Here is a 24,455-nt window from a genome sequence, read left to right as displayed (position 1 = left end):
TTTTACTCCTTGCTTCTTGATTGCATTAGAAATTTTATAATTATTGTCCCTATTATAGCTTGAGCTAGGCTTGCTAGGATAAAAGATGAGTAAGAATAGTCACTTATCTCACCTGATCTGTGTGCGATAGTAGCAACTGCTACTAGAAGTGTTAGCGGCATGGATTGTGAGAGAGAAAACAAAAATATCCCCTTAAATCCTAATTTTCCTACAAATAACACACTTGAGAAAAGCCTTGTGGCAAGCATCGCACAAAATATAAAAATAGCATCTTTTATCACTTCATTTGAGCTTAGGCTTGAGAGCTTGAAAGTTGAGCCTATGTGTATAAAAAATATCGGTACCAAAAAACCAAATCCAAAGCTTGAAAGCTTGTGCGGTAAGTCTTTTTTGTGATCAAAAAACGTAGCTATAAACATACCTGCGATAAACGCGCCAAAGGCAACTTCTAAATTCAAATAAAACATAAGTGCAATCATCGAAAAAAATACCGCAATGCTTAGCCTAATATCTTTTTCATCCTTATCGTAGTGTGGCATAAGGATCACTTTAAGCCCCGGATACCACCAAAAAAGCACATCTAAAATTTTAAAGCTAAGTACGCTGATAGCTAAAAATAAGATCAAATAGCCAATCGTTAGCCATAAATTTATACTAGCTCCAAACTGCAAATAGGCTGCTATAAATGTCAAAAGCGTAATGCTTATAAGCTCACCAATAGTTGCAATAAGCATGCTCAAATTTAGCCATTTCACATCTCTGCCATACTCTTTAAATAGCGTAAATATCATGCCAACGGCCATTATTGGGATAATGATGATATAGAGCAAACTAAGACCAAAACTAAACGTAAGTGCAGTTGCTAGCGAGTAAATGAGGGCAAGATATATAAGCCCCAGGCGTAAAATTTTGCGGTCAATGTTTATAAGCATTCTAAGGTCGATCTCCATGCCAGCTAGAAACATCAAAAAGAAAAAGCCAACTTCGCTAATTAGCTTAAACATCTCATTTTCGCCGACAAGCCCGATGTAGCTAGCCAGTGCTCCAAGTATTATCTCAGCAGGAGCGACAGGAATGTGTAAAATTTTAGAAATATAAGGCGAAGCAAAGACGATAAATGCCAAAACGACAAGAATACTAAGCTCGCTAGCTTGATGTAACTGCAAAAAGATCCTTAAATTAAAAATGTTTGATTGTATAAAAAGCTTTGTTATTTTTTGATTAAGCTAAGCGATTTTTAGGCAAAATGGCGACAAATTTTTAAAAATTTGGAGTGCAAATTTATGCGTAAATTTCTATTTTTTGTCTTGATGTTTTTTGGAATTTTTGGCTTTACAGACGAGCTAAGTTTAGTTCAAAGTTTTAAATTTGATGGAAGTATTTTTTATAAGAAAAATACAGCCAAAGATGAGAGCTTTTACTTTTTAAAAAATGAAAATTTTGATGAGCATTTTGTAAGCTTTAGAGTGAAATTTGACAAAAATATAAAAAGTGAAAGTATGCTTGCTGAGCTAAAAAAGAAGATAAAAGAGGCTAAAGAGGTGCTTTATAGCGAAGAAAATGATCAAATTTTAGCTCTTATAAAAGATGAAACTAGTAGTAAAAATATAGAAATAATCCACTTTTTACTTAGAAATGATGGAGCCTTAATGCTTTCATATGAGAGAATTTATGATCCAAAAACTCTGGTAGATGGGCTTAAGCCTGTACTTTTAAGTGAGGCTAGAAATTTTATGCTTCAGATGCCAAAGGTAGAAGCTAGATAGAAAGGTGGATGTGGTGGTGTTTTGCACTGCATGCGGTTTTGTTAAATTTCATCAAATTTTACTAGCCAATTCTTGTGAGTGAATGAAATTTAAAATTTGCACATAGATTGATGAAATTTACTTAAAGGGGGACAAATGGGCTTGAATTGCGTAAGTCGCCCCCTTATCCCCCTTTATATCCCCCAATCCCTTAACACGCTCAAAGTGCACGCAATAGTGCTGGCGCACTGAATGCGGTTAAAACCCTATCAAATTTAAAATTTATGAGCGAGTATATCACGGCTCTAAATTTAGTGCTAAACGAAACGAAGCCCAAATTTAGCAGTCTGCTATGGTAAGCGAGTAAAGTTTTAAAATTTGTAAAATGGTACAAACAAAGCTATTTTACTACACACCTTAAAAAACTCACAAATTTTTGCCAAGCAAAATGCCAAGATAGCTTGCAAGCAGGCAAAGGCTAAGGTTTAAAAAGATATTTAAAAAGCCTTTTACCAGCTCGCCTTCTAGTAAAAATTTCACACTATCAAGGCTAAAGCTTGAAAATGTTGTAAATCCGCCAAGTATGCCAACGACCAAAAATACTCTCGCGCTTTGGCTTAAATTTAGACAAAATAATACGCCTATAATGAAGCTACCAAGCACATTTACGCCAAGTGTGGTTAGTGGAAAGTGGCTAAATTTTAGCAGCTCGCCAGCTAAAAACCTGCATCCAGCTCCTATAAAGCCTCCAAGCCCTGCGAAAAGTAAATTTGCAAGCATTAGTGACAGATACTTGCGAAGCTAAAACCGCGCTTTGTAAGCTCCTCGATATCCTTGCTAGCTTTCTCACCTTTTGCAGTGAGATAGTCGCCTATCACGATCGCGTCGGCGCCATTTTCAAAGATCTCGTATTGCCTATCGCCTAAAATTTTCTCCCTGCCACCAGCTATCATGACTCTAGTTTCTGGAAGAGCGCTTTTGGTGTCACGTACGATCTTTAGGGCTTCATCCACACTAAGAGGAGGTAGATCAAGAGTTAGAGATTCATTTTTTATGAAAAAATTTATCGGCGATGAAAATGGCTCAAGCTCTTTTAGACTAGCTCTAAAGCTTACTCTATCGGCCTCACTCTCGCCAACGCCGTAAATTCCACCAGTGCAAAGCATAAGACCTGCTCTTTTTGCGTCTAAATTTGTCTGATATCTCTCGTCCCAAGTGTGTGTTTTACAAATTTTTGGGAAAAATTCTCGGCTTGTTTCAAGGTTGTGGTTGTAACTAAAAACGCCAGCCTTTTTAAGCTCGCTAAGCTGCTCGTAAGTTGCCATGCCGTTACATGCGATAAGCATCAAATTTGGCACTTCTTTATGCACTGCCTTTGCTAAAGAGACGATGTAGTCGGTCTTTTTGTCATTCAGTCTAGCACCGCTTGTGACCAAACAAAAGCCAAGAGCGTGGTTTTTATAAGCCATTTTAGCCTCGTCCACCACCTGCTGCACGCTTTTTTCTTTAAATTTCGTGATATCAGCGCCAGCCTTGGCACTTTGCGTGCAATAAGCGCAGTCCTCACCGCAATTTCCTTGAGTAACCGAACATATCGCACAGAGCATAATTGTTTTCATATTTCATCCTTTTTTGGCGTATTATAACTTTGATAGGTTTAAAATTTGAGCAGATAAGCAAATAAGCAAAAATGGATTTTGCAAATAAAGTCAAATCCAAGCCAAAATGGCTTAAATTTGACTATAAATTTTTTAGTTTTCGGCGACTAGCGTCTTTTTCTTGCATTTTGTGCACTCTATAAATGTACCTTTTTTAAGCTCTTTTTTGATCATATCGCCGCCACATTCGTCGCATTTTTGCTCAACTGGCTCGTAGTTTGAGATGAAGTCACATTTTGGATAGTTGGCACATCCATAAAATTTACCGCGCCTGCTAAATCTCTCGACGATCTCGCCGCCACATTTTGGACATGGCACATCAAGCTTTTTAAGCTCACGTTTTGGCTTAGCTGCCGCAGTAGTGCCTGTCTCTGCGCTCTTTTCATTATCTTTTGCGATGTTTCTTGAGTATTTGCATTTTGGGAAATTTGAACAAGCGATAAACTCGCCGTATCTGCCCTTTCTAAGCACTAGCTCGCTTCCACACTCTGGGCACTTCTCGCCGATCGGAGTGGCTGTTTTTAGGCTTTTTATGCCAGTTTTGCCAGCGCTAATTTTTTCCATAAATGGATAGTAAAAGTCACTTAGCACCTTTTGCCAATCAGCCTTGTCAAGTGCGATTTCATCGAGCTTTTCTTCAAGATGTGAGGTAAATTCGCTATCAACTATATTGCTAAAGTGCTCCTCCAAAACGCCTATCATGCTAAATGCGATCTCGTTTGGTATGAGCTGCTTTTTCTCGACTCTCACGTAGTCTCTTGAGGTTAGCAGCGTGATAGTTGGTGCATAGGTACTTGGGCGACCGATACCTAGGCTCTCTAACTTCTTAACAAGGCCAGCTTCTGAGTACCTAGCTGGTGGCTCGGTGAAATTTTGCGTGCTTTTTATGCTTTGCAAGCTCATCTCGTCGCCCTTTTTTAAATTTGGCAAAATTTTATCCTTATCAAGCTCGCCATAAACTTTGTAAAAGCCGTCAAATAGTACCTTTCTGCCGCTTATCTTAAACTCGCCTTTTTCGCTTGCGACATAGACATTTTGCGTTTGGCTCACACATGCGCTCATTTGGCAGGCTAAAAATCTATTGTAGATGAGTGTGTAGAGTTTTAGCGCATCCTTTTCTAGAAATTTAGCAGCAATTTGCGGTGTGAAGTTTAAATTTGTAGGGCGGATCGCTTCGTGGGCTTCTTGCGCGCCTTTTGAGCTTGTCGTGTAGCTTATCGCTTTGGCTGGCAGATACTCTTTGCCGTAGTTTTGCAATATATGCTCTCTAGCGGCTGCAACGGCCTCTTTGGCTAAATTTAAGCTGTCCGTTCTCATATAAGTGATCGCACCCATGAAGCCTTCGTTTGTTTGCACGCCCTCATAGAGGCTTTGTGCGATCACCATCGTCTTTTTAGGGCTAAAGCCAAGGCGGTTGCTCGCACTTTGCTGAAGCGTTGAGGTCATAAATGGCGGGCTTGGCTGGATCTTTCTATCCTTGCTCTCGATCTCTCGGACGCTAAATTTCTCATTTTGTAAATTTTCAATGATGTATTTTGCACGGTCTGGGTTTTGGATAGTGAGCTTTTCTATCTTTTGATTTTCAAATTTAACTAGCTCAGCGTCTAGATCTTTTTTAAAAATGGTGTCGATAGTGTAGTACTCAACCGGCTTAAACGCTTGTATCTCACGCTCACGATCGACTATTATCTTGAGAGCTGCACTTTGCACACGGCCAGCGCTTAAACCTTTTTGTATCTTTAAATTTAAAAGCGGACTTAGTTTGTAGCCAACTATGCGGTCGAGCAAACGCCTTGTTTGCTGGGCATTGACGCTATTCATATCGACGCGTCTTGGACTTTTTAGAGCGTTTTGTATGGCGCTTTTGGTGATCTCGTGAAAGACGATACGAGGTAGGCTAGTTGGCTCTTTGCCGATGGCATTTGCGATATGAAACGCGATCGCTTCACCCTCTCTATCTTCATCGGTCGCGAGGTAAATTTCATCAGCACCCTTGGCGAGCTCTTTTATCTCTTTTACGATGGCGGAGTGATCGCTGCTGATACGATACTCTGGGGTAAATTTATCATCTTCTATCTTGATGCCAAAGCTTGTTTTTGGCAGGTCTCTGATGTGGCCTTTTGAGGCGATGACGTTGTAGTTTTTATCTAGAAAATTTTTGATAGTCTTTGCTTTTGCAGGCGACTCTACGATGATTAAGCTTTTCATTATATATAGCCTTTGTATTTTTTGGCGTAATTGTAGCAAAAATAATTTTTAAAGTATCAAGGCATAAAAATCAAGCCAAGGATCTATCTTTTAAAAATTTTTCATTTATACCTATAAAGTTTTTAAAAAATTTCACGATATAGTTTTTGTGCGACAAGAAGTCGTAACTAAAAAATTAAAAGGATTTACAATGAGTTTTCGTATTAACACAAACGTAAACGCACTTAACACACACGCTAACGCAGTTAGCAACAACACTGACCTATCTAAGTCACTTAACAAACTTAGCTCAGGTCTTAGGATTCAAACAGCTGCAGACGATGCTTCAGGTCTATCTATTGCAGATAGCTTAAGAAGTCAAGCTTCAGCTTTAGGTCAAGCTATTGCAAACGGTAATGATGCTATTGGTATCATTCAAGTTGCCGATAAAGCTATGGACGAGCAGCTAAAAATTCTTGATACTATCAAGACAAAAGCTACTCAGTCAGCTCAAGACGGCCAAACAACTCAATCACGCCAAGCGTTGCAGGCTGATATCGTTCGTCTAATGGAAGAGCTTGACAATATCGGTAACACTACTTCATTTAATGGTCAGCAACTACTAAACGGAACATTCTCTAATAAAGAATTCCAAATAGGCGCTTACTCAAACCAAACTGTTAAAGCAAGTATTGGTGCGACTACATCTGATAAGATAGGTCTTACACGTTTTGAGAGTTCAAGACTACTTACAGCTATGGGTGTAGTAAATCTTAAATTCTTAAACGTTGATGGTGTAAATGATGTTGGCGTTACAGCTGCTACTATCTCAACAGGTATAGGTAAAGGACTTGGTTCTTTGGCTGAGAATATCAATAAAGTTGCTGATAGAACTGGAGTTAGAGCTACAGCTGACGTTACTTGGAAAGCTAGTGCTGCTATTGGTGGCGGTTTAATTCAGTCTTTAACAATCAACGGTGTTAAAATTGGCGACCTAGATGTTAAAGCAAATGATGCAAACGGTGCGCTTGTAAATGCTATCAACTCTGTAAAAGATCAAACTGGTGTTGAAGCTTCTGTTGATGCTGAAACAGGCAAAATGGTATTAACAAGCCGTGATGGCCGTGCTATTGTAGCTTCTGGTAAAGACATCTCAAAAGGTCTTGGCGGTAAAGGTGCAGCTGCTAAAGGTACATCTTTAACCGGTTTCGTAGGTAGACTAAACCTTGTTCGTCTTGATGGTAGAGATATCAAGCTAAATGCTGGTGGCGTTGCTAAACTATCGCTAGCATTCTCTGCTAATGGTGGTGCTCAACAATCAGTATCTCTAAGAGATATAAGAGGACAAATAGATAAAACCCTAGCAACAGCTATGGGCTTCCAAAGAATGAGTGGAGCTTTATCAGTAGCTCAATCTGCTGGTGTTATGACACTTCGCGGTGCGATGGCTGTTATGAGTATCGCTGAGTCTGCTCAAAAAACACTTGATCAAGTTCGTTCAGACCTTGGTTCAGTTCAAAACCAACTTCAAGCTACAGTTAATAACATAACTGTAACTCAAGTTAACGTAAAATCAGCAGAATCTCAAATTAGAGATGTTGATTTTGCTAGCGAATCTGCTAACTTCTCAAAACATAACATCCTAGCTCAATCAGGTGCTTATGCTATGAGTCAAGCAAACAGCGTACAACAAAACGTAATGAAGCTTCTACAATAGTAGGAGCTGAGTGAAGTTTCCTCGAAAACGTAATGAAGCTACTGCAATAGTTTCATTAAGGTTTTAGATAGAGGCTTTGTCGCAGTAACAAAGCTTTAAGAGTGTTAATGCTTTTACAATACGCAAACCCACGCCCCAAAGTCTAACTTTGGGGCTTTATCTGCTAAAAATAAATAGTAATGTATCTATTTTGTCTTTGCTCTAGCGGTTTAATAATGGGTTGTGTTATAAATTTATAATCGTGACAGAGGCTTACTAAAACTAGTAAGCCAAATAAAAAGACTGTAAGTAAAATAATTCTACTTACAAATTAGCTTATATACTCAGTATAAAATTTTCTTTTGCTTTTCCTATCTCGTTTTTAGTTATTAGTTTTCTCTTTTTTAGCTCAGCAACAAGTGCTTTTGAAGCCTTTTTGGTAACTTCAATATCAGCATTTAGACCGCCAGCTGCAGAGAACATCCAGTATTTGTGCATATTTACCCACATAAGAAGTTTGTTAGTCTTTTGAATGGTTGTGTCACTTGGTGCTACAGAAATTTTTGCAAGCTCAAGTTCTTGATAGTAGACTGAAATTTGCAATATATTATCTACATATTTTTGATAATTACGTTTTGCGATTACATCTTTTAGTTTATCGATTTTTTTTGTTATTTTAAGAAGTTCATTAAAGTGCTTTTTTTCTATTTTATTTTCTTTATTGAGCTCAAGCAATTTATCTATACTAGGCACTACTTCTAAAAAGACTTTTTCTATTTGTTGTTTGACTTCACTTTGAGCTTTTATTTTTGCAAGTATGACTTTATAAGATTTTAAAAGGTTTTTATTTACCGTCGTTTCACTATCTTTTTTGATGTTAGGTAGTTTTTTAATCTCTTTGCCTTTGCAAAGCTCATGCATTACTTCTAAAAACGGCCTTTCTATAGTTCCTTCTATTCTAGCACCACCTTCGGTACAGTTATATGATTTTATATTCTCTAGACTTGATTGGGCGATGTCATTTTCAAACTGGTTTTTAAATAGAGTCCAAACATATGTTGTTTTAACCTCTCCCTCTCCACCATAAGCTTTAACAAATATATTTTCATCCGCTTGTGCAAAAGCGTGACCTTTTGCATGGCTTGCCCCATCTTTACCAAATGCTAGATCCTGCCCTATGAAAACGATATTTTTATGTCCTAAGACATAGGCTAGCTGGTAGGCCATGTTTGCACAACTATGTCCTACGCCCAAATATCCATATCTTTTTAGGCCAAACATATACTCCTCTTGTTGAGGTCTCATAGTTAGTACTAGTTTTCTTGGCAAGATATTTTTAATAGTTTGCTTGTGTGTAACTGAGGCAACAATAAAGTGTATATTGTCATCAATATTTGGATGTTTTTTTTCAAAAAAACTAGAAGTTGGTTCTATTCTTTCAATCGACATTACATAATCAGGCTTGATATCATGCCTTGCAAGGATTGGGTAAGAGGCATCAACACTTATAATGCTAACATATGGAGCAAATTTCTTAAGTGTATTAAGCTGTTTATCTAGGCTTGGACCAGTTGATACAATTATAGCTGTATCCATAAGACCATATCTTTTTTTAACAAGACTTGTGTAGCAATGATTGCTAATCATGGGCACTAAATTTTCACAATTTTGTCTTGTGCCTAATAAAAGATCGTCTATGCTATTGCCATGAGCAACTACTATTTGAGAAAATGCTCTTGTAATCTCTTTATTTATTCTTATGTAGTCCTCTTCAAATTGATCATAAAAAGGCATATGGATCATAAGATTATCATAGGTTTTTGCATATGAGTTTAGTTTCGCTTCTGTAACCAGATAATAAAAATGTGTATAGGTTGCAAATTTTGAATAAAAAAGTATTATCTGTCCACTTTCTAGTTCGCTTGATAGATCAATGACATTTAAAACAAGATATATGATCTCGATCTCTGGCTCTATGACTACGATTTTTTGGTGTGTTTCATTTTTTGCTAATGCTTTATAGAGTACGCCATTGCCTAGTCCATAAAAAAATAGTATCGGATAACGTTTATAGTCACTTTCTATATTTTCAAGCAGCTTTAAAATGTCTGCTCCAGGATTTTCATAGATATATTTAAAAGTATGCTTGTTTATTAAATTTATATCAATGGGATCTTTTCCTATAAAAATTTCATAGTCTTCATTGCCAGCAATAGACCAAAGTCTAGCTGCTAGAATTTCATCTTGCTGAAATAGTGCTTGAAGGTTTTTTTGAAAGATAGGATTTTGAGTATTCGCTCCGTTATCTTTAGGCAGGTTAGTCTTTTTACTAGGTAATTTATTGTTTTTACTATTCATATTAAATCCTCTTTTGTTACTCTTTCGCTAAATTTTATATCTCTTTTTGCTGACCTTCCGATCAGTTCTTTTAAAAATTTAGGATGCAGACCATATCCTGGGCGCACGCTCATTATATTTTGCTCGTTAAAAATTTCACCTTTTTTTATATCCGCGCTTGCATAAAGTGAGCGTGAAAATCTCCTGTTTAAAACCGCTTTTTCATCTAGCTCGTAGTTTACCACACCCAAAAGCTCCTCGGCCTCTCTAACGCACTTTGTCATAAGAGCAAATTCACTCTCATCAAGGCTAAATGCGCTATCAACGCTTTTTACGCTTTTATCAAGTATAAAATGCTTTTCAATTATCCTAGCACCCAAACTAACCGCCACTACTGGAGCTGTCACGCCTAAGGTATGATCTGAAAAACCGACCTCAACGCCAAATTTCTCTCTCATGTCAGCTATTGTTTGTAAATTCATGCCATTTAGCGGTGCTGGGTAGCTTGAGGTGCATTTTAAAAGGGCGATATCGCTATTGTCTGCATTTTTACAAATTTGCACCACGTCTCTTATCTCTTCTTCATAGGCTATACCTGTTGAGATGATGATAGGCTTGCCTTTTTTAGCTATAAATTCTACAAAATCATAATCCGTTATCTCAAAGCTTGCGATCTTATAAGCTGGCGGGTTAAACTGCTCTAAGAAGTTGGCGTCGTCCTTGCAAAATGGGCTTGAAAAGCAGACAAGCCCTTCTTCTTTTGCTACTTTAAAAAGCTCAGCGTGCCACTCTTTTGGCGTTAGCGCCTCTTGATAAAGCTCGTAAAAATTTCTTCCATCCCAAAGCCCGCCCTTAATGACAAAGTCGTCTAGGTGCGAATTTAGAGTCAAACTATCGGGCGTATATGTCTGAAGCTTTATTGCGTCCGCCCCAGCACGCTTAGCCGCCTTTATCGTATCTACCGCCGTTTTTAGGCTACCGCTGTGATTAGCAGAGAGCTCTGCTATTATAAAGACCTTTTTGTCTGTATCAAAATTTCCTATTTTCATCCGCTAGTCCGTTTCTTTTTTAAGCTCAAGATAGCTAAATTCATCATCTTTTGCGTAGATCTTAAAGCCAAAATTTTCATAAAGTGCAAGCGCTTTTTCGTTGTTATTATAAGCTTTTGCTTTTAGCGAGCCAACTTTTAGCGTAAAAAAAGCGTAGTCTTTTATGAGATCAAGCAGCTTTTTACCCACTCCTTTTAGCTCTGGGTTTTTATAAACGCCAAATTCGCAACTCTCTTTCGTTATATCAACGAAGCTCACCACTCCGATAAATTCACCCTCATCTTTTACTAAAAAATAGATCTTATCTTGAATGCTCTTTAATCTCTCTAAAAAAGCAAAATGCTCCTCTTTGCCAACGCTTTTGTTTTTCATAAATTTGGCTATACGCTCGTCGTTTCGCCACTTTAAGACCATCAGTTTTTGCTCGCCACTAAGCGAGGTAAAATTTATAAGCTCAAACAAATTTCATCTCCCCAGTAAGCTTCATACCCATTTTCTTTTAGCCAAGCAAAGATCTCTTTTTGATTATCCGCTACGCAAATGGCTTTAAATTTAGCTCCCAAAACGTAAGCCTCATTTACAAGCGAGCTTGCTGTTATGATGAGCATTTTGGCTTCATTCATCAGCTTTGCTACGTTTTTGCTATCTACAAAAAGGCTAAAATTTTCGCTCTTGTTTGATAGTTCTTTTAGTGCACTCAAATTTTTATTTCCGCTAGTTGTTATGACGGCTGTTTTTAGTCCTTTTAAGAGCAGTTTTTCTGAAATTTTTGCACTTAGCCCTGAGATATCAGTGCCTCCAAGAATGATAGAGTAGTCGTAAATTTTCTCCCTTTTTACTTGCGCTTCTTCATAAAACTCATCTCTAACCAGCAAAAACTCACTTCCACAAAATACCTCGCAGCTTTTTTCTACCAGCCCCTCATATTTTGCCTTTTGCGCATATAAATTTACGTTTAAAAGATAGTCACAAAAGTGCTTTTCATAAGTGTCGTCAAATGATAAAATTTTAACGCCAGTTTTTTCTTTTATAGCTCTTTCGTCTTCAAAGCTAAAGCCGTAGTGGTCGATGATAAGAAGTTCAAATTTATTATTTTTGATAAGATTGCAAAGCTCATCTATCTCGCTGCTTGTTAAGCTAAATTTAGGATAGTTTATCTCATCAAAAATGTCACCATCCAGCCTCAAAGATGCAAATGAGATGTCGCTAAATTTTTTAGCAAGCAAAAGGTCTCGCCTGATGTGCCCATGCCCTATCTTACTGCTACTATCAGCGCGCACGAGCGTTTTTAGCAAGGGGAGTCCTTTAAATTCTTTCAATCAAATCTTTCCGTTATTTATCAAATAAAGCTTCTTAGCAAACTCAAAATCCTCTAGCGTGTCGATGTCACAGACTAAATTTCTTGGCAGCAAATATGCTTTTGAATGTGGCGCAAACAAAGCACTGCACTCCAGCCAAGCCTCTTTTTTGCCAAAATAAAATGCCCCAGCGTCATGAAACGTAGGCTCAAGATCTTGCGAGCGTGTCTTTTCAAACTGCGGATAAAACATGCTAACTCTAGCATTTTCATCAAGTTTTATAGCCCTTTGTATAGGGAAATCAAATGCAGTCGCTGAAAATAAAAATTTACACTCCTGCTTTTTAAACTCTCCTGCGGCATCTTTTAAAATTTCAGCCGTTATGAGCGGTGCTGTGGCATAAAGGCAGCAGACGTCACTAAAACTAGATTTTACACGCCTTATCGCGTCTTTTATCACGTCAGTGCTTGTCGCGTAGTCATCGCTTAGGCTCGCATCTCTAAAAAATGGCACGTTAGCTCCAAATTCTCTAGCCACATTTGCGATCATTTCATCATCGGTGCTTACGATCACTTCGCTAAAAACTTTAGAATTTAGCGCAGCCTCAATGCTATATGCGATTAAGGGCTTGCCTAAAAAGTCTTTTATGTTTTTGCCAGGTATTCTCTTGCTGCCGCCTCTTGCTGGGATGATACAGATCATTTTTTACTCGCTAAAGCTTTTTAGCACATCAAAAAACGTGCTTGCAACAAATTTAGCATCATCCACGCTCATGCCATGGTGGCACGGCAAGCTAAGCTCGGCGCTATAAAATTTCTCCGCATTTGGCAGTGAAATTTCGCCAAGTAGTGCTTTATAAAAGCTAAATTTATATGTTGGCTTATAATGCACCTGCACACCAACGCCTTTTTCCAAGAGTGCTTCAAAAATTTGCTCTTTTTTATCCCAAAATTTCTCATCCAAAAGCACTGGATATAGGTGCCTTGAGCTTGTTGTATTTGCTGGGATTTTTATAGTTTTAAAGTATTCACACTCACTAAATTTCTCATCATAAAATTTAGCTATCTCATTTCTTTTAGCGATAAAGCCGTCCAGCCTTTTTAGCTGGCTAAGCCCCAAAGCGCAGGCTACGTCTGTGATCCTGTAGTTGTATCCAAGCAGGCTCATGTCGCTATCCCAAAGCTTTGTTTTGGTGATGCCGTGGCTTCTATATAGCCTTGCTAGTCTTGCTAGCTCATCGTCGTTTGTAGCAAGTGCGCCGCCTTCAAGCGTGGTGATAGGCTTTACTGGATGAAAGCTAAATATGCTAATATCAGCCTTAACGCCCACTTTTACGCCGTTTTGCACGCTACCAAGGGCGTGAGAGGCGTCGTCTATCACTTTTATGCCGTGTTTTTTGGCTAAATTTATGATCTTATCTAGCTCCACTGGATTGCCACCGTAATCAACCGCGGTTATCACCTTTGTCTTTGGAGTGATTAGAGTTGGAATTTTCTCTTCATCGATGTTGCCATTTGCTTTTACGTCGCAAAATTTGACCTGCGCTCCTGCCATCAAAGCCGCATTTGCAGTGGCCGCAAAGGTAATGGGCGTCGTGATCACTTCATCACCGTCCTTTACTCCAATGCTAAGATAGGCTACGTGAAGGGCCGAAGTGGCTGAGTTCATAGCGATCACGTGCTTTACGCCAACATACTTTGCCAGCTCCTCTTCAAATTTACTGACCTTTTGGCCACCTGTTAAGATGTCGTCTCTTAGCGCATCTGCTACTACTTTGATATCTTCTTCTGTGATCTGCTGACGGCTGTAAGGGATCATTTAGCATCTCCTATCATCTCAAGAAGGCCTGCTCTATCGAGCCAAATTTTATTTGTATTTGAGCTATATTCAAAGTCCTCGCTCACTGGTTTGCCCTTTTGATGAAGGGCATTTGTCGAGAAGTCTTGCGCTGTTAAAAACTGGATAGAAGGACTAATAACGTAGTAATCATCAAATTCGTATGTAAGATGCGCGTCATCTCTTGATATCATCATCTCATGCATCTTTTCACCTGGACGAATGCCTATGATCTTTACGCCAAGCTCTGGTGCAAGGGCTTTTGCAAGATCCATCATCGTCATTGATGGGATCTTTGGTATGAAAATTTCGCCACCTTTCATTCTCTCAAAGTTTTTAAGGACGAAATTTACACCTTGCTCAAGTGTGATCCAAAATCTAGTCATCTTCTCATGTGTGATAGGAAGCTCTTTTTCTCCTTGTGCGATCAGCTTTTTAAAAAGCGGCACGACTGAGCCACGTGAACCAACGACGTTTCCATATCTTACGACGCTAAATCTTGTTTTTTTGTCTCCAACAATGTTATTTGCAGCAACAAAAAGCTTGTCACTTGCTAGCTTTGTAGCTCCATATAAATTTACAGGGTTGCACGCTTTGTCGGTTGAGAGTGCGATGACCTTACTAACGCCACACTCCAAAGAGGCGTCGATGACGTTTTGAGCGCCATCTATGTTTGTTTTGATGCACTCCATTGGGTTGTATTCTGCGATTGGTACGTGTTTCATCGCAGCTGCGTGGATGACGTAGTCTATGGCGTTCATTGCAGTTCTTAAGCGCTTATAGTCCCTCACATCGCCTATAAAAAAACGCATCGCTTTGTCTTTAAAGACTTGAGCCATTTCGTATTGCTTTAGCTCGTCGCGTGAGTAGATAACTAGCCTTCTTGGCTTATATTTTTTTAACAAAATTTCGGTGTACTTTTTACCAAAACTTCCTGTTCCGCCGGTGATCAATATCGATTTGTTGTTAAACATTTTGCGCCTTTTTTGCTAGTCATTTTTGATTTATAAATGGCTAATTAGAGTTAATTTTTATAAATTTTTAAGCAAAAGCTGTGCCAAATTTAAAATTTGTTTATCAAAGCTCCGCTCTTTCTAGCTTCTATTTCGTCAAAATTTCGTTATTGTTTAGGGTTTTTATAAAAAGTGGGCGATAAATTTAGCCTTTGCAAGATTGCAAAGGCATGAAAATTATTTTAAAATTCTAGGCAGCGTGATGCCTTCTTGGGCTTGGTATTTGCCGTTTTTATCAGCATACGTTACCTCGCAAGGCTCATCACCCTCGATAAATAGCACCTGTGCAATGCCCTCGTTTGCGTAGATCTTCGCAGGAAGTGGCGTCGTATTTGAAATTTCTATCGTGATATGCCCCTTAAATCCCGGCTCAAAAGGTGTCACATTTACGATGATGCCGCACCTTGCGTATGTACTCTTGCCAAGGCAGATCGCCAGCACGTTGTCAGGCATGTTAAAGTACTCGACCGTGCGTGCCAAAGCAAAAGAATTTGGCGGCACGATGCACACGTCGCCTTTAAAATCAACCACGTTTTTCTCATCAAAATTCTTTGGATCAACGACGGTTCCGCCGATGTTTGTGAAAATTTTAAACTCATCGCCCACACGGATATCATAGCCGTAGCTAGAGACTCCGTAGCTAACGACGCCACGCCCCACTTGCTCCTCGGTAAATGGCACGATCATCTTCTTTTCGACCGACATTTTCCTTATCCAAGAGTCTGATTTTAAACCCATTTTTGCTCCTTTTTTGGGGCGATTATAACGCTTTGCGTCTTTAAAGTAAATTTAATAGCATTTTGCAATAAAATTTAAGGAAATTAGTATAAATTTAACAGCAAAAATTAATAAAGGGGCAAAAATGCAAGAGCGAAAAGGAGAAATTTTCACCGGCGAGCGCGCGATGTTTGGTGTAAAAGGTGTAAACTTTGTAAATTGTATCTTTGAAAATGGTGAATCGCCATTAAAGCATAGCTCAAATTTAAAGCTAAACGATTGTGTTTTTGCCTACAAATACCCGCTTTGGTACGCAAGAGATATCACGCTAAATGGCGGCTATCTCGAGCCTCTAGCAAGGGCTGGCATGTGGTACAGTACAAATTTAAGCTTCAAAGACGTGGTTATAAACGCCCCAAAAAGCTTTAGAAAAAGCTCACAAATTTTACTAGAAAATGTAAATTTTTCAGATGCTGGCGAGACACTTTGGGGATGTACGGATGTAAAGATAAAAAATGTATTTGCGAGAGGTGATTATTTTGGAGCAAATAGTGAAAATTTGGAGATAGAAGGGCTAAATCTTGATGGCAACTACTGCTTTGATGGTTGTAAAAATGTCCGCATCGCAAACTCAAAACTCATCTCAAAAGACGCATTTTGGAACTGCGAAAACGTGGTTGCACAAAATTGCCTAATTTCAGGTGAATATCTAGCCTGGAACTCAAAAAATGTGACGCTTATAAACTGCATGATAAAGAGCTTGCAAGCACTTTGTTACGTGGAAAATTTGGTCGTAAAAGATTGTATTTTTATAGATACGAGTCTTGCATTTGAATATTCAAGTGTCGATGTGAGCACAAGCGGAGCGATAAAAAGCATAAAAAATCCAAAAAGTGGCGTGATAATGGCAGCAAAGATAGATGAGATCATCATCGATGAAAATTTAGTTGATACTAAAGGCATTAAGATAATTATTACTGAAAAATAACTTAGCAAAAAAGAGTAGCTTTGAGTTCTCGTTTTTGCTTCATAAAAAAAATTTTTTATCTAATTTTCGCTACAATTAGACGCTTATATAAAAATTTAGGAGAAATTTCTATGAAAAAAGAAGATATAAAAGAGCTTATCGAATTTTTTAATGATATGGAGATGAATCATATCAAAATAAAAAGTGGTGATTTTGAGGTAGAGCTTGAAAAATTTTCAGATTATTGCGCGCCTACTAAGCCAGCAGCACAAGCGCCAGCTCCAGCACCTGTAAATGTAGTCGTTAGCTCAGAGGTAAAACCAGCATCAAATACGCCAAAAGATAGCATAAAATCTCCTATGGTAGGTACTTTCTATGCTGCTCCAAGCCCAGGCGCTGCCCCATTTGTAAAAGTAGGCCAAAGAGTAAGAAAAGGCGATGTAGTAGGTATCATCGAGGCTATGAAGATCATGAATGAGATCGAGGCTGAGTTTGACTGCCAGATCACTGAGATGCTAGTCTCTGACGGACAGCCAGTTGAGTTTGGATTGCCGTTATTTGGCGTGGAGAAAAATTAATGGAATTAAAAAGAATTTTAATCGCAAACCGAGGCGAAATCGCTCTTCGTGCTTTGCGAACGATAAAGGAGATGGGTAAAGAAGCCGTTGTAGTCTATTCAACCGCTGATAAAGACGCACTTTACGTAAAATATGCCGACGTAGCCATTTGCATCGGTAAAGAACGCTCAAGCGACAGCTATCTAAATATCCCAGCTATCATAAGTGCCGCTGAGATCAGCGAAGCAGACGCTATTTTCCCTGGATATGGCTTTTTAAGTGAAAATCAAAATTTTGTTGAAATTTGCTCACACCACAAGATCAAATTTATAGGACCAAGTGTCGCTGCGATGGCTTTGATGAGCGACAAGAGCAAGGCAAAACAGGTCATGCAAAGAGCTGGCGTGCCAGTCATCCCTGGCTCAGACGGCGCTGTGGCTGACACAAAAGTAGCAAAAGAGCTAGCTAAAAAAATAGGCTATCCAGTCATACTAAAAGCTGCAGCAGGCGGTGGCGGACGCGGTATGCGTGTAGTTGAACGCGAAGAAGATTTAGAAAAGGCTTTTTGGTCAGCTGAAAGTGAAGCGATGAGTGCATTTGGTGATGGCACAATGTATATGGAAAAATATATCCTAAACCCACGCCACATCGAGGTTCAAATCATCGGCGATAGCCACGGTAACGTGCTTCATATAGGAGAGCGCGACTGCTCTATGCAGCGTCGCCACCAAAAGCTGATCGAAGAGAGTCCAGCTATCTTGCTTGATGAAAAAACAAGAGAGAGGCTACATGAAACTGCCATAAAAGCGGCAAAAGCTATCGGCTACGAGGGAGCTGGTACGTTTGAGTTTTTGGTTGATAAAAATTTAGACTTTTACTTCATTGAGATGAATACAAGACTTCAAGTTGAGCACACAGTGAGCGAAATGGTAAGCGGACTTGATATCATCGAGCTTATGATAAAAGTGGCTGAAGGCGAGGCATTACCAGCACAAGAGAGCATCGAGCTAAAAGGCCATGCGATCGAGTGCAGGATAACAGCTGAAGATCCAAATACATTTACGCCGTGTCCTGGAAAGATTACAAAATATGTCTGCCCAGGTGGCCGCAATGTAAGAATGGATAGTCATATCTATCAAGACTACTCTATACCGCCGTATTACGACAGCATGATCGGCAAACTCGTGGTTTGGGATACTGATAGAAATAGGGCGATCCATAAGATGAAAGTAGCTCTTGATCAACTCATAATAAATGGCATAAAAACAACAAAAGATTTTCACATCGCCATGATGGAAAATAAAGACTTTTTAAGCAATAACTACGATACAAATTATCTTTCAAGACACTAAAATTTTTAAGTCAGGATTTGCAAAAAGCAGATCTTGGCTTAAATATTAAAATTTTTTAAGTTTATCTTAGGGGAAGCATGGTAAACAAAATCAAAGATCAAAATACAAAATTTTTCTCAAATGCCGATCTTGCGAAGCTATTTTTCCCTATTGCGGTTGAGCAGTTTTTAGAGTATAGTCTAGGGCTTGCAAACTCGCTAATGGCAGCAAGTGTTAGTGAAAGCGCTGTAAGTGCGATTAGTCTTGTGGAATTTGTCATGGCGCTATTTATTAGCATTTTTACAGCTATCGCTACTGGCGGCTCAGTGGTTGCTAGCCAGTATCTTGGTAATAAACAAAGTGGCAACGCCAAAATCACAGCAAATCAGCTCGTATGGTTTAGTTTTATCTTTGCCCTTTTTATCACAGCGGTCATCATAGTTTTAAAAGATATTATCCTAGATTATGTCTTTGGCGATATTGGCGAGCAAGTAAGGCATGATGCTAGCCAATATCTTGTTTTCTCGGCCATTTCCGCGCCATTTTTGGCTGTCTATGCAGCAGCTGCGGCGATCTTTCGCACGATGTCAAACGCTAAGCTTCCTATGTATATTATGGCGGCTGCAAATTTATTAAATGTACTTCTAACTGCCATTAGTATTTATACATTTCATACTGGTATTTTAGGTATTGCCATCAGTACGCTTATAGCCAAGATGCTTGCTTGCTTTGTTATAGTCTATTTACTTCTTGATATAAGGCTAAAACTTCACATAAGAAAGAGCTTTATCTATAAATTTGACTACGAGATCATCAAGAAAATTTTAAATATCGGTGTGCCTTATGGCTTTGAAAATTCGATGTTTTATGTGGGTCGCATCATCGTTTTGAGCCTTGTTTCGCTCTTTGGCACAGCAAGTATCGCTGCAAATGCCGTGGGCGGGACGATCGTGATGTTTCAAGTACTCCCTGGCATGGCGATAGGCACAGGCCTAAGCGTCGTAGTGTCTAGATGCATCGGCGCAAACAACTTTGCTCAGGCTAAATTTTACGTAAGAAAGTCGATGATAAGTATCTATATCGTGCAGCTTTTTAGTACAGCTGTGATTTTACTACTTCTTGAGCCACTGCTTAGGGTTTATAATCTCTCAGAAGAAGCCATAAATTTAACAAGGCAGATTGTCTGGTATCACGGTATCGCGATGTGCCTTATCTGGCCACTTGCCTACACATATCCAACCGTTTTTCGAGCAGCAGGGGACGCTAAATATCCAATGATTGTAAATTTAGTTTGTATGTTTGCTTGTAGAGTCATCTTGGCCTATATTTTTGCACTTACATTTGATCTTGGCATGATAGGTACTTGGTTTGCAATGTTTGCTGACTGGGCCGTAAAGGCGGTGCTTTTTACGATTAGATACCTAAAAGGCACATGGATGAAATTTAAAGCTATTTAAAAAGAAATTTAGTAATATACAAGCGATTTTGTCGCAAAGGATAAAAAATGAAAAATGTATTTAAATTTGGTGCAGTTTTGCTTACGGCAGCTCTTTTTGCTGGATGTGCGAGTGAGAGTTCAAGGGTTGTTGAGACTCCAAAAGTAGCAAGCTACGGCACAGTTTACAATGGTCAAAAAATTTCAGTTTCGATAGGCCGATTTAATAATCAATCAGCTTACCAAAATGGTGTATTTGCTGATGGCGAGGATAGGCTTGGTAATCAAGCTCAAAGTATTTTGATCTCAAATTTACAGCAAAGCGGTAGATTTTTGGTGCTTGATAGATCAAATATGAAAGTGATCAAACAAGAGAGCGAGCTAAGTAAAACCGCTCAAAATCTAAAAGGCGCAAGATACGTGATAACTGGTGATGTGACCGAGTTTGGACGAAAAACTACGGGTGATCATCAGCTATTTGGCATACTTGGCAAAGGCAAGCAACAAACTGCCTATTCAAAGGTAAATTTAAATATCGTTGATACCAAAACAGCTGAGGTTGTCTATTCGGTTAGCGGTGCTGGCGAATACACCCTTTCAAACAGAGAGATCATCGGTTTTGGTGGCACAGCAGGATACGACTCTACGCTAAATGGCAAGGTTTTAAGTCTAGCTATTATTGAAGCGGTAAATAATCTAGTAAATGGCATAGAAAGTGGAGCATGGCAAGTAAAATAAAACTTACCAGCCTTGCGCTTTTTGCACTATTTTTAGCAGGTTGCGGCCATTCAAACGGCCCAAGATCACTTTATTATTGGGACGGATCATATAGTAGCTCGCTATATAGCTATCTAAATGAAGTGGGTGATACAAACGAGCAAATTTCACGCTTAGAAAATCTGGTGCAGATATCAACACAAAAGGGCTATAAGATCGCTCCTGGCGTATATGCACACCTTGGACTTTTATACTTAAACAACGGAAATCTAGGCGCTGCAAATGCAAATTTTGACAAAGAAGTAGAGAATTTCCCAGAGTCAAGGGAGTATATAAATTTTATCAAAGGCTCTAAAAATTTAACTCCAAAAAAAGTAGAGCAAAAAGAGGGGGCAAATAATGAAAAATAGCCTTAAATTTATAGCCTTTGCATTTTTGGTAGTATTTTTTACGGGCTGCTCTATAAAAGAGCCTGAGCCATACGACTACTCAGAATTTTTACAAAAAAGACCTCACTCTATCTTAGTGCTTATGCCAACAAACGATAGCACAGAAATTTCAGGTCCAGCAGCAGTTTTGGCAAATGCAGTCGCGCCACTAAGTGAGGCAGGATACTACGTATTTCCAGTGGCTCTTGTAAATGATACCTTTAAGCTAAATGGTATAACCGAGCCAAGTGAGATCGCAGCCGTGCCACTAAATAAGCTTGATAAAATTTTCCATGCTGATAGTGTGCTTTACATAAATATAAAAGACTATGGTACGAGCTATGCAGTCATCTCAAGCTCAACAAAGGTTGTCCTTGAAGCAAAGCTTATTGATATAAAAAGCGGCGCTACTCTTTGGCAAGGCAGCGCTATGGCAGCAGAAGATAGCAGCAGCGGCCAAAGTAGCCTACTTGGTATGTTAGTCTCAGCTGTCATCTCACAGGTGGCAAATACCATCTCAGATAGATCATACGATCTAGCAGTGATGGCAGATGCTTATTTATTTTCAAGAGATTGCCATAACTGCATACTTTATGGACCATATTCGCCGTATTACGGCAAAGATGCACAGCTTCATAAAGATAGATAAATTTAATGAATACTCATCGTCTTGGGATACTCCTTACTTTAGTTGGCGGTATCCTTTGGGGATTTAGTGGGGTTTGTGGGCAATATCTATTTTCACTTGGTATAAATTCTGATTTTTTGGTGCCATATAGACTGATGCTAGCTGGCATTGTTATTGTAATTTTTTATGCTTTTAAAGAACCAAGTACCGTTTTTGCTCCGATTAAAGATATAAAGCTTCTTGGTGAGTTTTTAGTCTATGCCCTGCTTGGGCTTATGATGACGCAGTATGCCTACTTTTACTCCATTGAGCTTTCAAATGCCGCAGTAGCGACTGTTATTCAATACACCGCGCCAGTTCTCATCCTAGCCGTCATCTGCCTAAAAGAGAAGCGAGCACCAAGACCACTTGAAATTTTAGCTCTGTTTTTAGCAATGCTTGGCGTATTCTTCCTGAGCACACATGCGCAAATTTCATCTCTTGTCATTTCGCCAAAAGCGCTATTTTGGTGCTTAGTTAGCGCCGTTTGCGTCTGCGTTTATAACCTAGCTCCAGCAAGGCTAAATACGAAATATTCAGTCACTCTCACGCTTGGCTGGGGCATGGTTATGGGCGGGGTAGTGCTTGCTTGCTATATGAGAGTTTGGGATTTTGCTGGGCTTAATGGTATAAATCAATGGCTGGCATTTATTGCTGTTATTATGCTTGGCACCATTTTTGCATTTAGCTTTTATATGATAGGTGTTAAGCTAATAGGCGCAGCAAAAGCTAGTTTATTAGCCTGCATAGAACCACTAAGTGCAGCATTTTTTGGCTATTTTTGGCTTGGAACAAAATTTGTATTTTGGGATTTTTTAGGATTTGCTCTAATAATCTCTTGTATATTTTTACTATCAAAAAGAGAAAAATTATGATATTTCTAGCACAAACCGATACGACAGCTGGCTTTTTGAGTAAAGATTATAAAGAGATAAATAAGGCCAAAATGCGTGATGAGAATAAACCTTGCCTTATCACGACAGCGAAATTTAGCGTTTTAAATGAGCTTGTTAGAGTGCCAAAAAAGTATAAAAATTTTATACGCCATTCAAGAAAAGCCACATTTTTGTATCCAAATTTAAAGGCTATTAGAGTCGTAAAAGAGTGCGAGCACGAAAAATTTTTAGCTAAATTTGACTGGCTTTATTCAAGTAGTGCAAATAAAAATGGACAAAATTTTAATGAAGCTTGGGCTATGAGCGTGGCTGATGAAATAGTAGACGATCATTTTTTTGAAGATACTCCATCAAAAATTTATAAAATTTCTCGAAAAAAAATAAAACGTTTAAGATAACTAGTAAATTTATACAGTCACTACCTTTTTAAACTCATCTAAATTTTTTAGCGCTTCATCTATGCCAATTAGCCAAAATTCGCACTTTGTCGTATCTTTTTTAAAGTGTTTTTTCATTAGCTCTTCCACGCTTTTTGTGCCACACTCTATTAAAAATTGTTTATAAATTTTGTAAAATTTTGCTTCATCTTTTTTAAATTCACTTAGAAAAAATTGTGATAGCAGATAACCGACACTATAAGGATAGTTGTAAATGTAGTTATCTGTTTTATAAAAATGTGGCTTAAAATATGGCAAAAATTCTTCAACATTGCTCGTGCTGTCTTTATAAAATTTATCCCAAGCTTGTTTTAAAAGATCATTTGCATCTTTTTTGCTGACTTGACCTTTTTGTCGCAGCTTTATAAAACCAGTCTCAAACTCGTATCTAACGCTTATATGTAGTAAAAAATTTGCAGCGCTTTTTAGCTCCTGCCATAAAATTTCTACCCTAAGTGAGTCATCTTTTTTTAGTTCATTTCGTAAAAGAGTTTCATTAAATGTACTCGCACTCTCGGCTAAGCTCATTGGAAAGTTTGCACTTAAAACCGGAAGATCACGTATCAAGTAGTAGTGCCAAGCATGTCCCAGCTCATGAGCTTGCTGGATTAAGTGTGAAAGAGTATTCATGTAGGTGGTAAAAATTCTTGGTTGCTTAAATTTTGGCAAACTCACAAAAAATGCTCCGCCAGCTTTATTTTCTCGTACATCGCTTTCTATCCAGTGTTTGTCTATCATAAGCTTTATAAAACTATCTTCGCCCAGTGGTTTTAATGCTTTTTTGATGATTTTATAAATGAGATTGCTGCTTTTATGACTAAGATGCAAAAGATAAATATAAAATTTTAATATTAAGTGCGACTATTGTAGTGTGATTTAAAGCTAATTAAAATATTCAAAATATAAAAGATGCAAATATTTGGTTTGGTAAATATTCAAATGATGTCAGTAGCAACTTATTTTAATATTTATTCCCTCGGAAGTCCATTTTTACCCGAATTATCGCTGATTAGCTTACCCGCTTCGTCGTATTTTTTGGCACGCACGAGCCTGCCCCACTCAAACTCCCCCTCGGCTTCGAGTTTGCCGTTCGCAAAAGACGCCTTAGGTTTGGCGTCTAGTATTGCCGACGTAGGCGTAGTTGCTACGAAAACGTCAAAATTTTCGGAGATCTTGCTTGAAAATTTAGGGGTCTTAAATTTTATAAAAGTGGTGGTAGGCCGCGACGACGTGCTAAATCCAAAACCTAACGCGGAGCCCGTAAATTTAGCTCTCGCAAAACTTGGAAAAGATAAGCGAAACGCATTTATGATAGGCGATACGCAGATGGATCTAATGGCGGCAAAGAACGCCGGCATCAAAGGTATCGGCCTAACTTGCGGATACGCGGATGCGCAAAGTCTAAAAGAGCATTCGGATTTAATCTTTCAAAACGCTTATGAAGCGGTAAAATTTTTAGCAAGCAACTAAAATTAGTGGATTTT

The 24,455-nt window shown here is 38.6% G+C and carries 25 protein-coding genes; 12 read left to right on the top strand and 13 right to left on the bottom strand.

What is annotated here, in order from left to right:
- Positions 1-2: 2 nt before the first annotated feature.
- A complete protein-coding gene (locus tag CVT15_RS08080; protein ID WP_103577500.1) occupies positions 3-1,166 on the bottom strand; it encodes a cation:proton antiporter in 1,164 nt (387 codons plus the stop codon).
- Between the two features lie 117 nt (positions 1,167-1,283).
- Here CVT15_RS08080 and CVT15_RS08075 point away from each other — a divergent pair, with 117 nt between their 5' ends.
- Positions 1,284-1,766 carry a hypothetical protein gene (locus CVT15_RS08075; protein ID WP_103577499.1) on the top strand — a complete coding sequence of 161 codons (483 nt, stop codon included), beginning with the start codon at positions 1,284-1,286 and terminating at the stop codon, positions 1,764-1,766.
- Between the two features lie 405 nt (positions 1,767-2,171).
- On the opposite strand, the gene crcB is transcribed toward CVT15_RS08075, so the two are convergent.
- From crcB to topA, 3 genes are all read right to left on the bottom strand, one after another.
- Positions 2,172-2,525: a fluoride efflux transporter CrcB gene (gene crcB / locus CVT15_RS08070; RefSeq protein WP_103577498.1), complete on the bottom strand. Its 354-nt coding sequence runs from the start codon at positions 2,523-2,525 to the stop codon at positions 2,172-2,174.
- Complete coding sequence (locus CVT15_RS08065) at positions 2,525-3,364, bottom strand: biotin synthase (RefSeq protein WP_103577497.1); 840 nt, start codon at positions 3,362-3,364, stop codon at positions 2,525-2,527. Before CVT15_RS08065 ends, crcB begins: the two co-directional genes overlap by 1 nt.
- A gap of 132 nt (positions 3,365-3,496) precedes the next feature.
- Positions 3,497-5,614 (bottom strand): type I DNA topoisomerase, encoded by a 2,118-nt coding sequence (topA, locus tag CVT15_RS08060; RefSeq protein ID WP_196088119.1) that lies wholly within the window; start codon positions 5,612-5,614, stop codon positions 3,497-3,499.
- 187 nt (positions 5,615-5,801) lie between these two features.
- Here topA and CVT15_RS08055 point away from each other — a divergent pair, with 187 nt between their 5' ends.
- A complete protein-coding gene (locus CVT15_RS08055; RefSeq protein ID WP_087586057.1) occupies positions 5,802-7,307 on the top strand; it encodes a flagellin B in 1,506 nt (501 codons plus the stop codon).
- Between the two features lie 315 nt (positions 7,308-7,622).
- On the opposite strand, the gene CVT15_RS08050 is transcribed toward CVT15_RS08055, so the two are convergent.
- From CVT15_RS08050 to dcd, 8 genes are all read right to left on the bottom strand, one after another.
- Complete coding sequence (locus tag CVT15_RS08050; protein WP_107898020.1) at positions 7,623-9,644, bottom strand: motility associated factor glycosyltransferase family protein; 2,022 nt, start codon at positions 9,642-9,644, stop codon at positions 7,623-7,625.
- On the bottom strand, positions 9,641-10,672 hold the full coding sequence (gene pseI / locus CVT15_RS08045; protein ID WP_103576281.1) for a pseudaminic acid synthase: 1,032 nt from the start codon (positions 10,670-10,672) through the stop codon (positions 9,641-9,643). The genes CVT15_RS08050 and pseI overlap by 4 nt, the downstream gene beginning before the upstream one ends.
- Before the next feature lie 3 nt (positions 10,673-10,675).
- Positions 10,676-11,134: a UDP-4-amino-4,6-dideoxy-N-acetyl-beta-L-altrosamine N-acetyltransferase gene (pseH, locus tag CVT15_RS08040; RefSeq protein ID WP_103576280.1), complete on the bottom strand. Its 459-nt coding sequence runs from the start codon at positions 11,132-11,134 to the stop codon at positions 10,676-10,678.
- On the bottom strand, positions 11,119-11,991 hold the full coding sequence (pseG, locus tag CVT15_RS08035) for a UDP-2,4-diacetamido-2,4,6-trideoxy-beta-L-altropyranose hydrolase (RefSeq protein WP_103576279.1): 873 nt from the start codon (positions 11,989-11,991) through the stop codon (positions 11,119-11,121). The genes pseH and pseG overlap by 16 nt, the downstream gene beginning before the upstream one ends.
- A complete protein-coding gene (gene pseF, locus CVT15_RS08030; RefSeq protein WP_103576278.1) occupies positions 11,992-12,672 on the bottom strand; it encodes a pseudaminic acid cytidylyltransferase in 681 nt (226 codons plus the stop codon).
- Between the two features lie 3 nt (positions 12,673-12,675).
- Positions 12,676-13,788 carry a UDP-4-amino-4,6-dideoxy-N-acetyl-beta-L-altrosamine transaminase gene (gene pseC / locus CVT15_RS08025; protein WP_103576277.1) on the bottom strand — a complete coding sequence of 371 codons (1,113 nt, stop codon included), beginning with the start codon at positions 13,786-13,788 and terminating at the stop codon, positions 12,676-12,678.
- Positions 13,785-14,780: a UDP-N-acetylglucosamine 4,6-dehydratase (inverting) gene (pseB, locus tag CVT15_RS08020; protein ID WP_103576276.1), complete on the bottom strand. Its 996-nt coding sequence runs from the start codon at positions 14,778-14,780 to the stop codon at positions 13,785-13,787. The genes pseC and pseB overlap by 4 nt, the downstream gene beginning before the upstream one ends.
- Positions 14,781-14,996: 216 nt before the next feature.
- A complete protein-coding gene (dcd, locus tag CVT15_RS08015) occupies positions 14,997-15,557 on the bottom strand; it encodes a dCTP deaminase (protein WP_087586061.1) in 561 nt (186 codons plus the stop codon).
- Positions 15,558-15,681: 124 nt separating this feature from the next.
- On the opposite strand from dcd, the gene CVT15_RS08010 reads away from it, so the two are divergent.
- From CVT15_RS08010 to CVT15_RS07970, 9 genes are all read left to right on the top strand, one after another.
- Positions 15,682-16,524, top strand: coding sequence for a DUF3737 family protein (locus tag CVT15_RS08010; protein ID WP_103576275.1), 843 nt, complete (start codon positions 15,682-15,684; stop codon positions 16,522-16,524).
- Between the two features lie 110 nt (positions 16,525-16,634).
- Positions 16,635-17,081 (top strand): acetyl-CoA carboxylase biotin carboxyl carrier protein, encoded by a 447-nt coding sequence (accB, locus tag CVT15_RS08005; protein WP_103576274.1) that lies wholly within the window; start codon positions 16,635-16,637, stop codon positions 17,079-17,081.
- Positions 17,081-18,412 (top strand): acetyl-CoA carboxylase biotin carboxylase subunit, encoded by a 1,332-nt coding sequence (locus tag CVT15_RS08000; RefSeq protein ID WP_087586064.1) that lies wholly within the window; start codon positions 17,081-17,083, stop codon positions 18,410-18,412. The genes accB and CVT15_RS08000 overlap by 1 nt, the downstream gene beginning before the upstream one ends.
- 77 nt (positions 18,413-18,489) lie before the next feature.
- Positions 18,490-19,848, top strand: coding sequence for an MATE family efflux transporter (locus tag CVT15_RS07995; RefSeq protein WP_103576273.1), 1,359 nt, complete (start codon positions 18,490-18,492; stop codon positions 19,846-19,848).
- Between the two features lie 47 nt (positions 19,849-19,895).
- Positions 19,896-20,564: a CsgG/HfaB family protein gene (locus tag CVT15_RS07990; protein WP_103576272.1), complete on the top strand. Its 669-nt coding sequence runs from the start codon at positions 19,896-19,898 to the stop codon at positions 20,562-20,564.
- A complete protein-coding gene (locus CVT15_RS07985; RefSeq protein ID WP_103576271.1) occupies positions 20,549-20,953 on the top strand; it encodes a DUF4810 domain-containing protein in 405 nt (134 codons plus the stop codon). The genes CVT15_RS07990 and CVT15_RS07985 overlap by 16 nt, the downstream gene beginning before the upstream one ends.
- The gene (locus CVT15_RS07980; RefSeq protein ID WP_103576270.1) at positions 20,943-21,620 is read left to right on the top strand and encodes a DUF799 domain-containing protein; all 678 of its coding nucleotides are present in this window, start codon (positions 20,943-20,945) and stop codon (positions 21,618-21,620) included. Before CVT15_RS07985 ends, CVT15_RS07980 begins: the two co-directional genes overlap by 11 nt.
- Positions 21,621-21,625: 5 nt before the next feature.
- Complete coding sequence (locus tag CVT15_RS07975) at positions 21,626-22,513, top strand: DMT family transporter (protein ID WP_103576269.1); 888 nt, start codon at positions 21,626-21,628, stop codon at positions 22,511-22,513.
- Positions 22,510-22,932, top strand: coding sequence for a Sua5 YciO YrdC YwlC family protein (locus CVT15_RS07970; protein ID WP_107898021.1), 423 nt, complete (start codon positions 22,510-22,512; stop codon positions 22,930-22,932). Before CVT15_RS07975 ends, CVT15_RS07970 begins: the two co-directional genes overlap by 4 nt.
- A 9-nt stretch (positions 22,933-22,941) precedes the next feature.
- Here CVT15_RS07970 and CVT15_RS07965 read toward each other — a convergent pair whose 3' ends face one another.
- Entirely contained in the window at positions 22,942-23,799 is an 858-nt protein-coding gene (locus CVT15_RS07965) for a M3 family metallopeptidase (protein ID WP_107898022.1), read from the bottom strand.
- A gap of 282 nt (positions 23,800-24,081) precedes the next feature.
- Between CVT15_RS07965 and CVT15_RS07960 the strand changes: the two genes are divergently transcribed.
- Positions 24,082-24,441: an HAD family hydrolase gene (locus CVT15_RS07960; protein WP_343219214.1), complete on the top strand. Its 360-nt coding sequence runs from the start codon at positions 24,082-24,084 to the stop codon at positions 24,439-24,441.
- Positions 24,442-24,455 lie beyond the last annotated feature (14 nt).

Origin of the sequence: Campylobacter concisus, assembly GCF_003048595.2 — a bacterium.
Classification (GTDB): domain Bacteria; phylum Campylobacterota; class Campylobacteria; order Campylobacterales; family Campylobacteraceae; genus Campylobacter_A; species Campylobacter_A concisus_L.
The sequence above is the reverse complement of the archived record's forward strand: the minus strand, read 5'-3'. Positions and strand labels throughout refer to the sequence as shown.

Coding starts and splice junctions, on each gene's coding strand:
- CVT15_RS08055 (WP_087586057.1), top strand. CDS start 5,802: ATGAGTTTTCGTATTAACACAAACGTAAACGCACTTAACACACACGCT.
- CVT15_RS08075 (WP_103577499.1), top strand. CDS start 1,284: ATGCGTAAATTTCTATTTTTTGTCTTGATGTTTTTTGGAATTTTTGGC.
- CVT15_RS08065 (WP_103577497.1), bottom strand. CDS start 3,364: ATGAAAACAATTATGCTCTGTGCGATATGTTCGGTTACTCAAGGAAAT.
- CVT15_RS08050 (WP_107898020.1), bottom strand. CDS start 9,644: ATGAATAGTAAAAACAATAAATTACCTAGTAAAAAGACTAACCTGCCT.
- pseB (WP_103576276.1), bottom strand. CDS start 14,780: ATGTTTAACAACAAATCGATATTGATCACCGGCGGAACAGGAAGTTTT.
- CVT15_RS07970 (WP_107898021.1), top strand. CDS start 22,510: ATGATATTTCTAGCACAAACCGATACGACAGCTGGCTTTTTGAGTAAA.
- pseI (WP_103576281.1), bottom strand. CDS start 10,672: ATGAAAATAGGAAATTTTGATACAGACAAAAAGGTCTTTATAATAGCA.
- pseF (WP_103576278.1), bottom strand. CDS start 12,672: ATGATCTGTATCATCCCAGCAAGAGGCGGCAGCAAGAGAATACCTGGC.
- CVT15_RS08010 (WP_103576275.1), top strand. CDS start 15,682: ATGCAAGAGCGAAAAGGAGAAATTTTCACCGGCGAGCGCGCGATGTTT.
- CVT15_RS07985 (WP_103576271.1), top strand. CDS start 20,549: ATGGCAAGTAAAATAAAACTTACCAGCCTTGCGCTTTTTGCACTATTT.
- pseC (WP_103576277.1), bottom strand. CDS start 13,788: ATGATCCCTTACAGCCGTCAGCAGATCACAGAAGAAGATATCAAAGTA.
- dcd (WP_087586061.1), bottom strand. CDS start 15,557: ATGGGTTTAAAATCAGACTCTTGGATAAGGAAAATGTCGGTCGAAAAG.
- CVT15_RS07980 (WP_103576270.1), top strand. CDS start 20,943: ATGAAAAATAGCCTTAAATTTATAGCCTTTGCATTTTTGGTAGTATTT.
- CVT15_RS07990 (WP_103576272.1), top strand. CDS start 19,896: ATGAAAAATGTATTTAAATTTGGTGCAGTTTTGCTTACGGCAGCTCTT.
- CVT15_RS07995 (WP_103576273.1), top strand. CDS start 18,490: ATGGTAAACAAAATCAAAGATCAAAATACAAAATTTTTCTCAAATGCC.
- crcB (WP_103577498.1), bottom strand. CDS start 2,525: ATGCTTGCAAATTTACTTTTCGCAGGGCTTGGAGGCTTTATAGGAGCT.
- CVT15_RS07975 (WP_103576269.1), top strand. CDS start 21,626: ATGAATACTCATCGTCTTGGGATACTCCTTACTTTAGTTGGCGGTATC.
- accB (WP_103576274.1), top strand. CDS start 16,635: ATGAAAAAAGAAGATATAAAAGAGCTTATCGAATTTTTTAATGATATG.
- CVT15_RS08000 (WP_087586064.1), top strand. CDS start 17,081: ATGGAATTAAAAAGAATTTTAATCGCAAACCGAGGCGAAATCGCTCTT.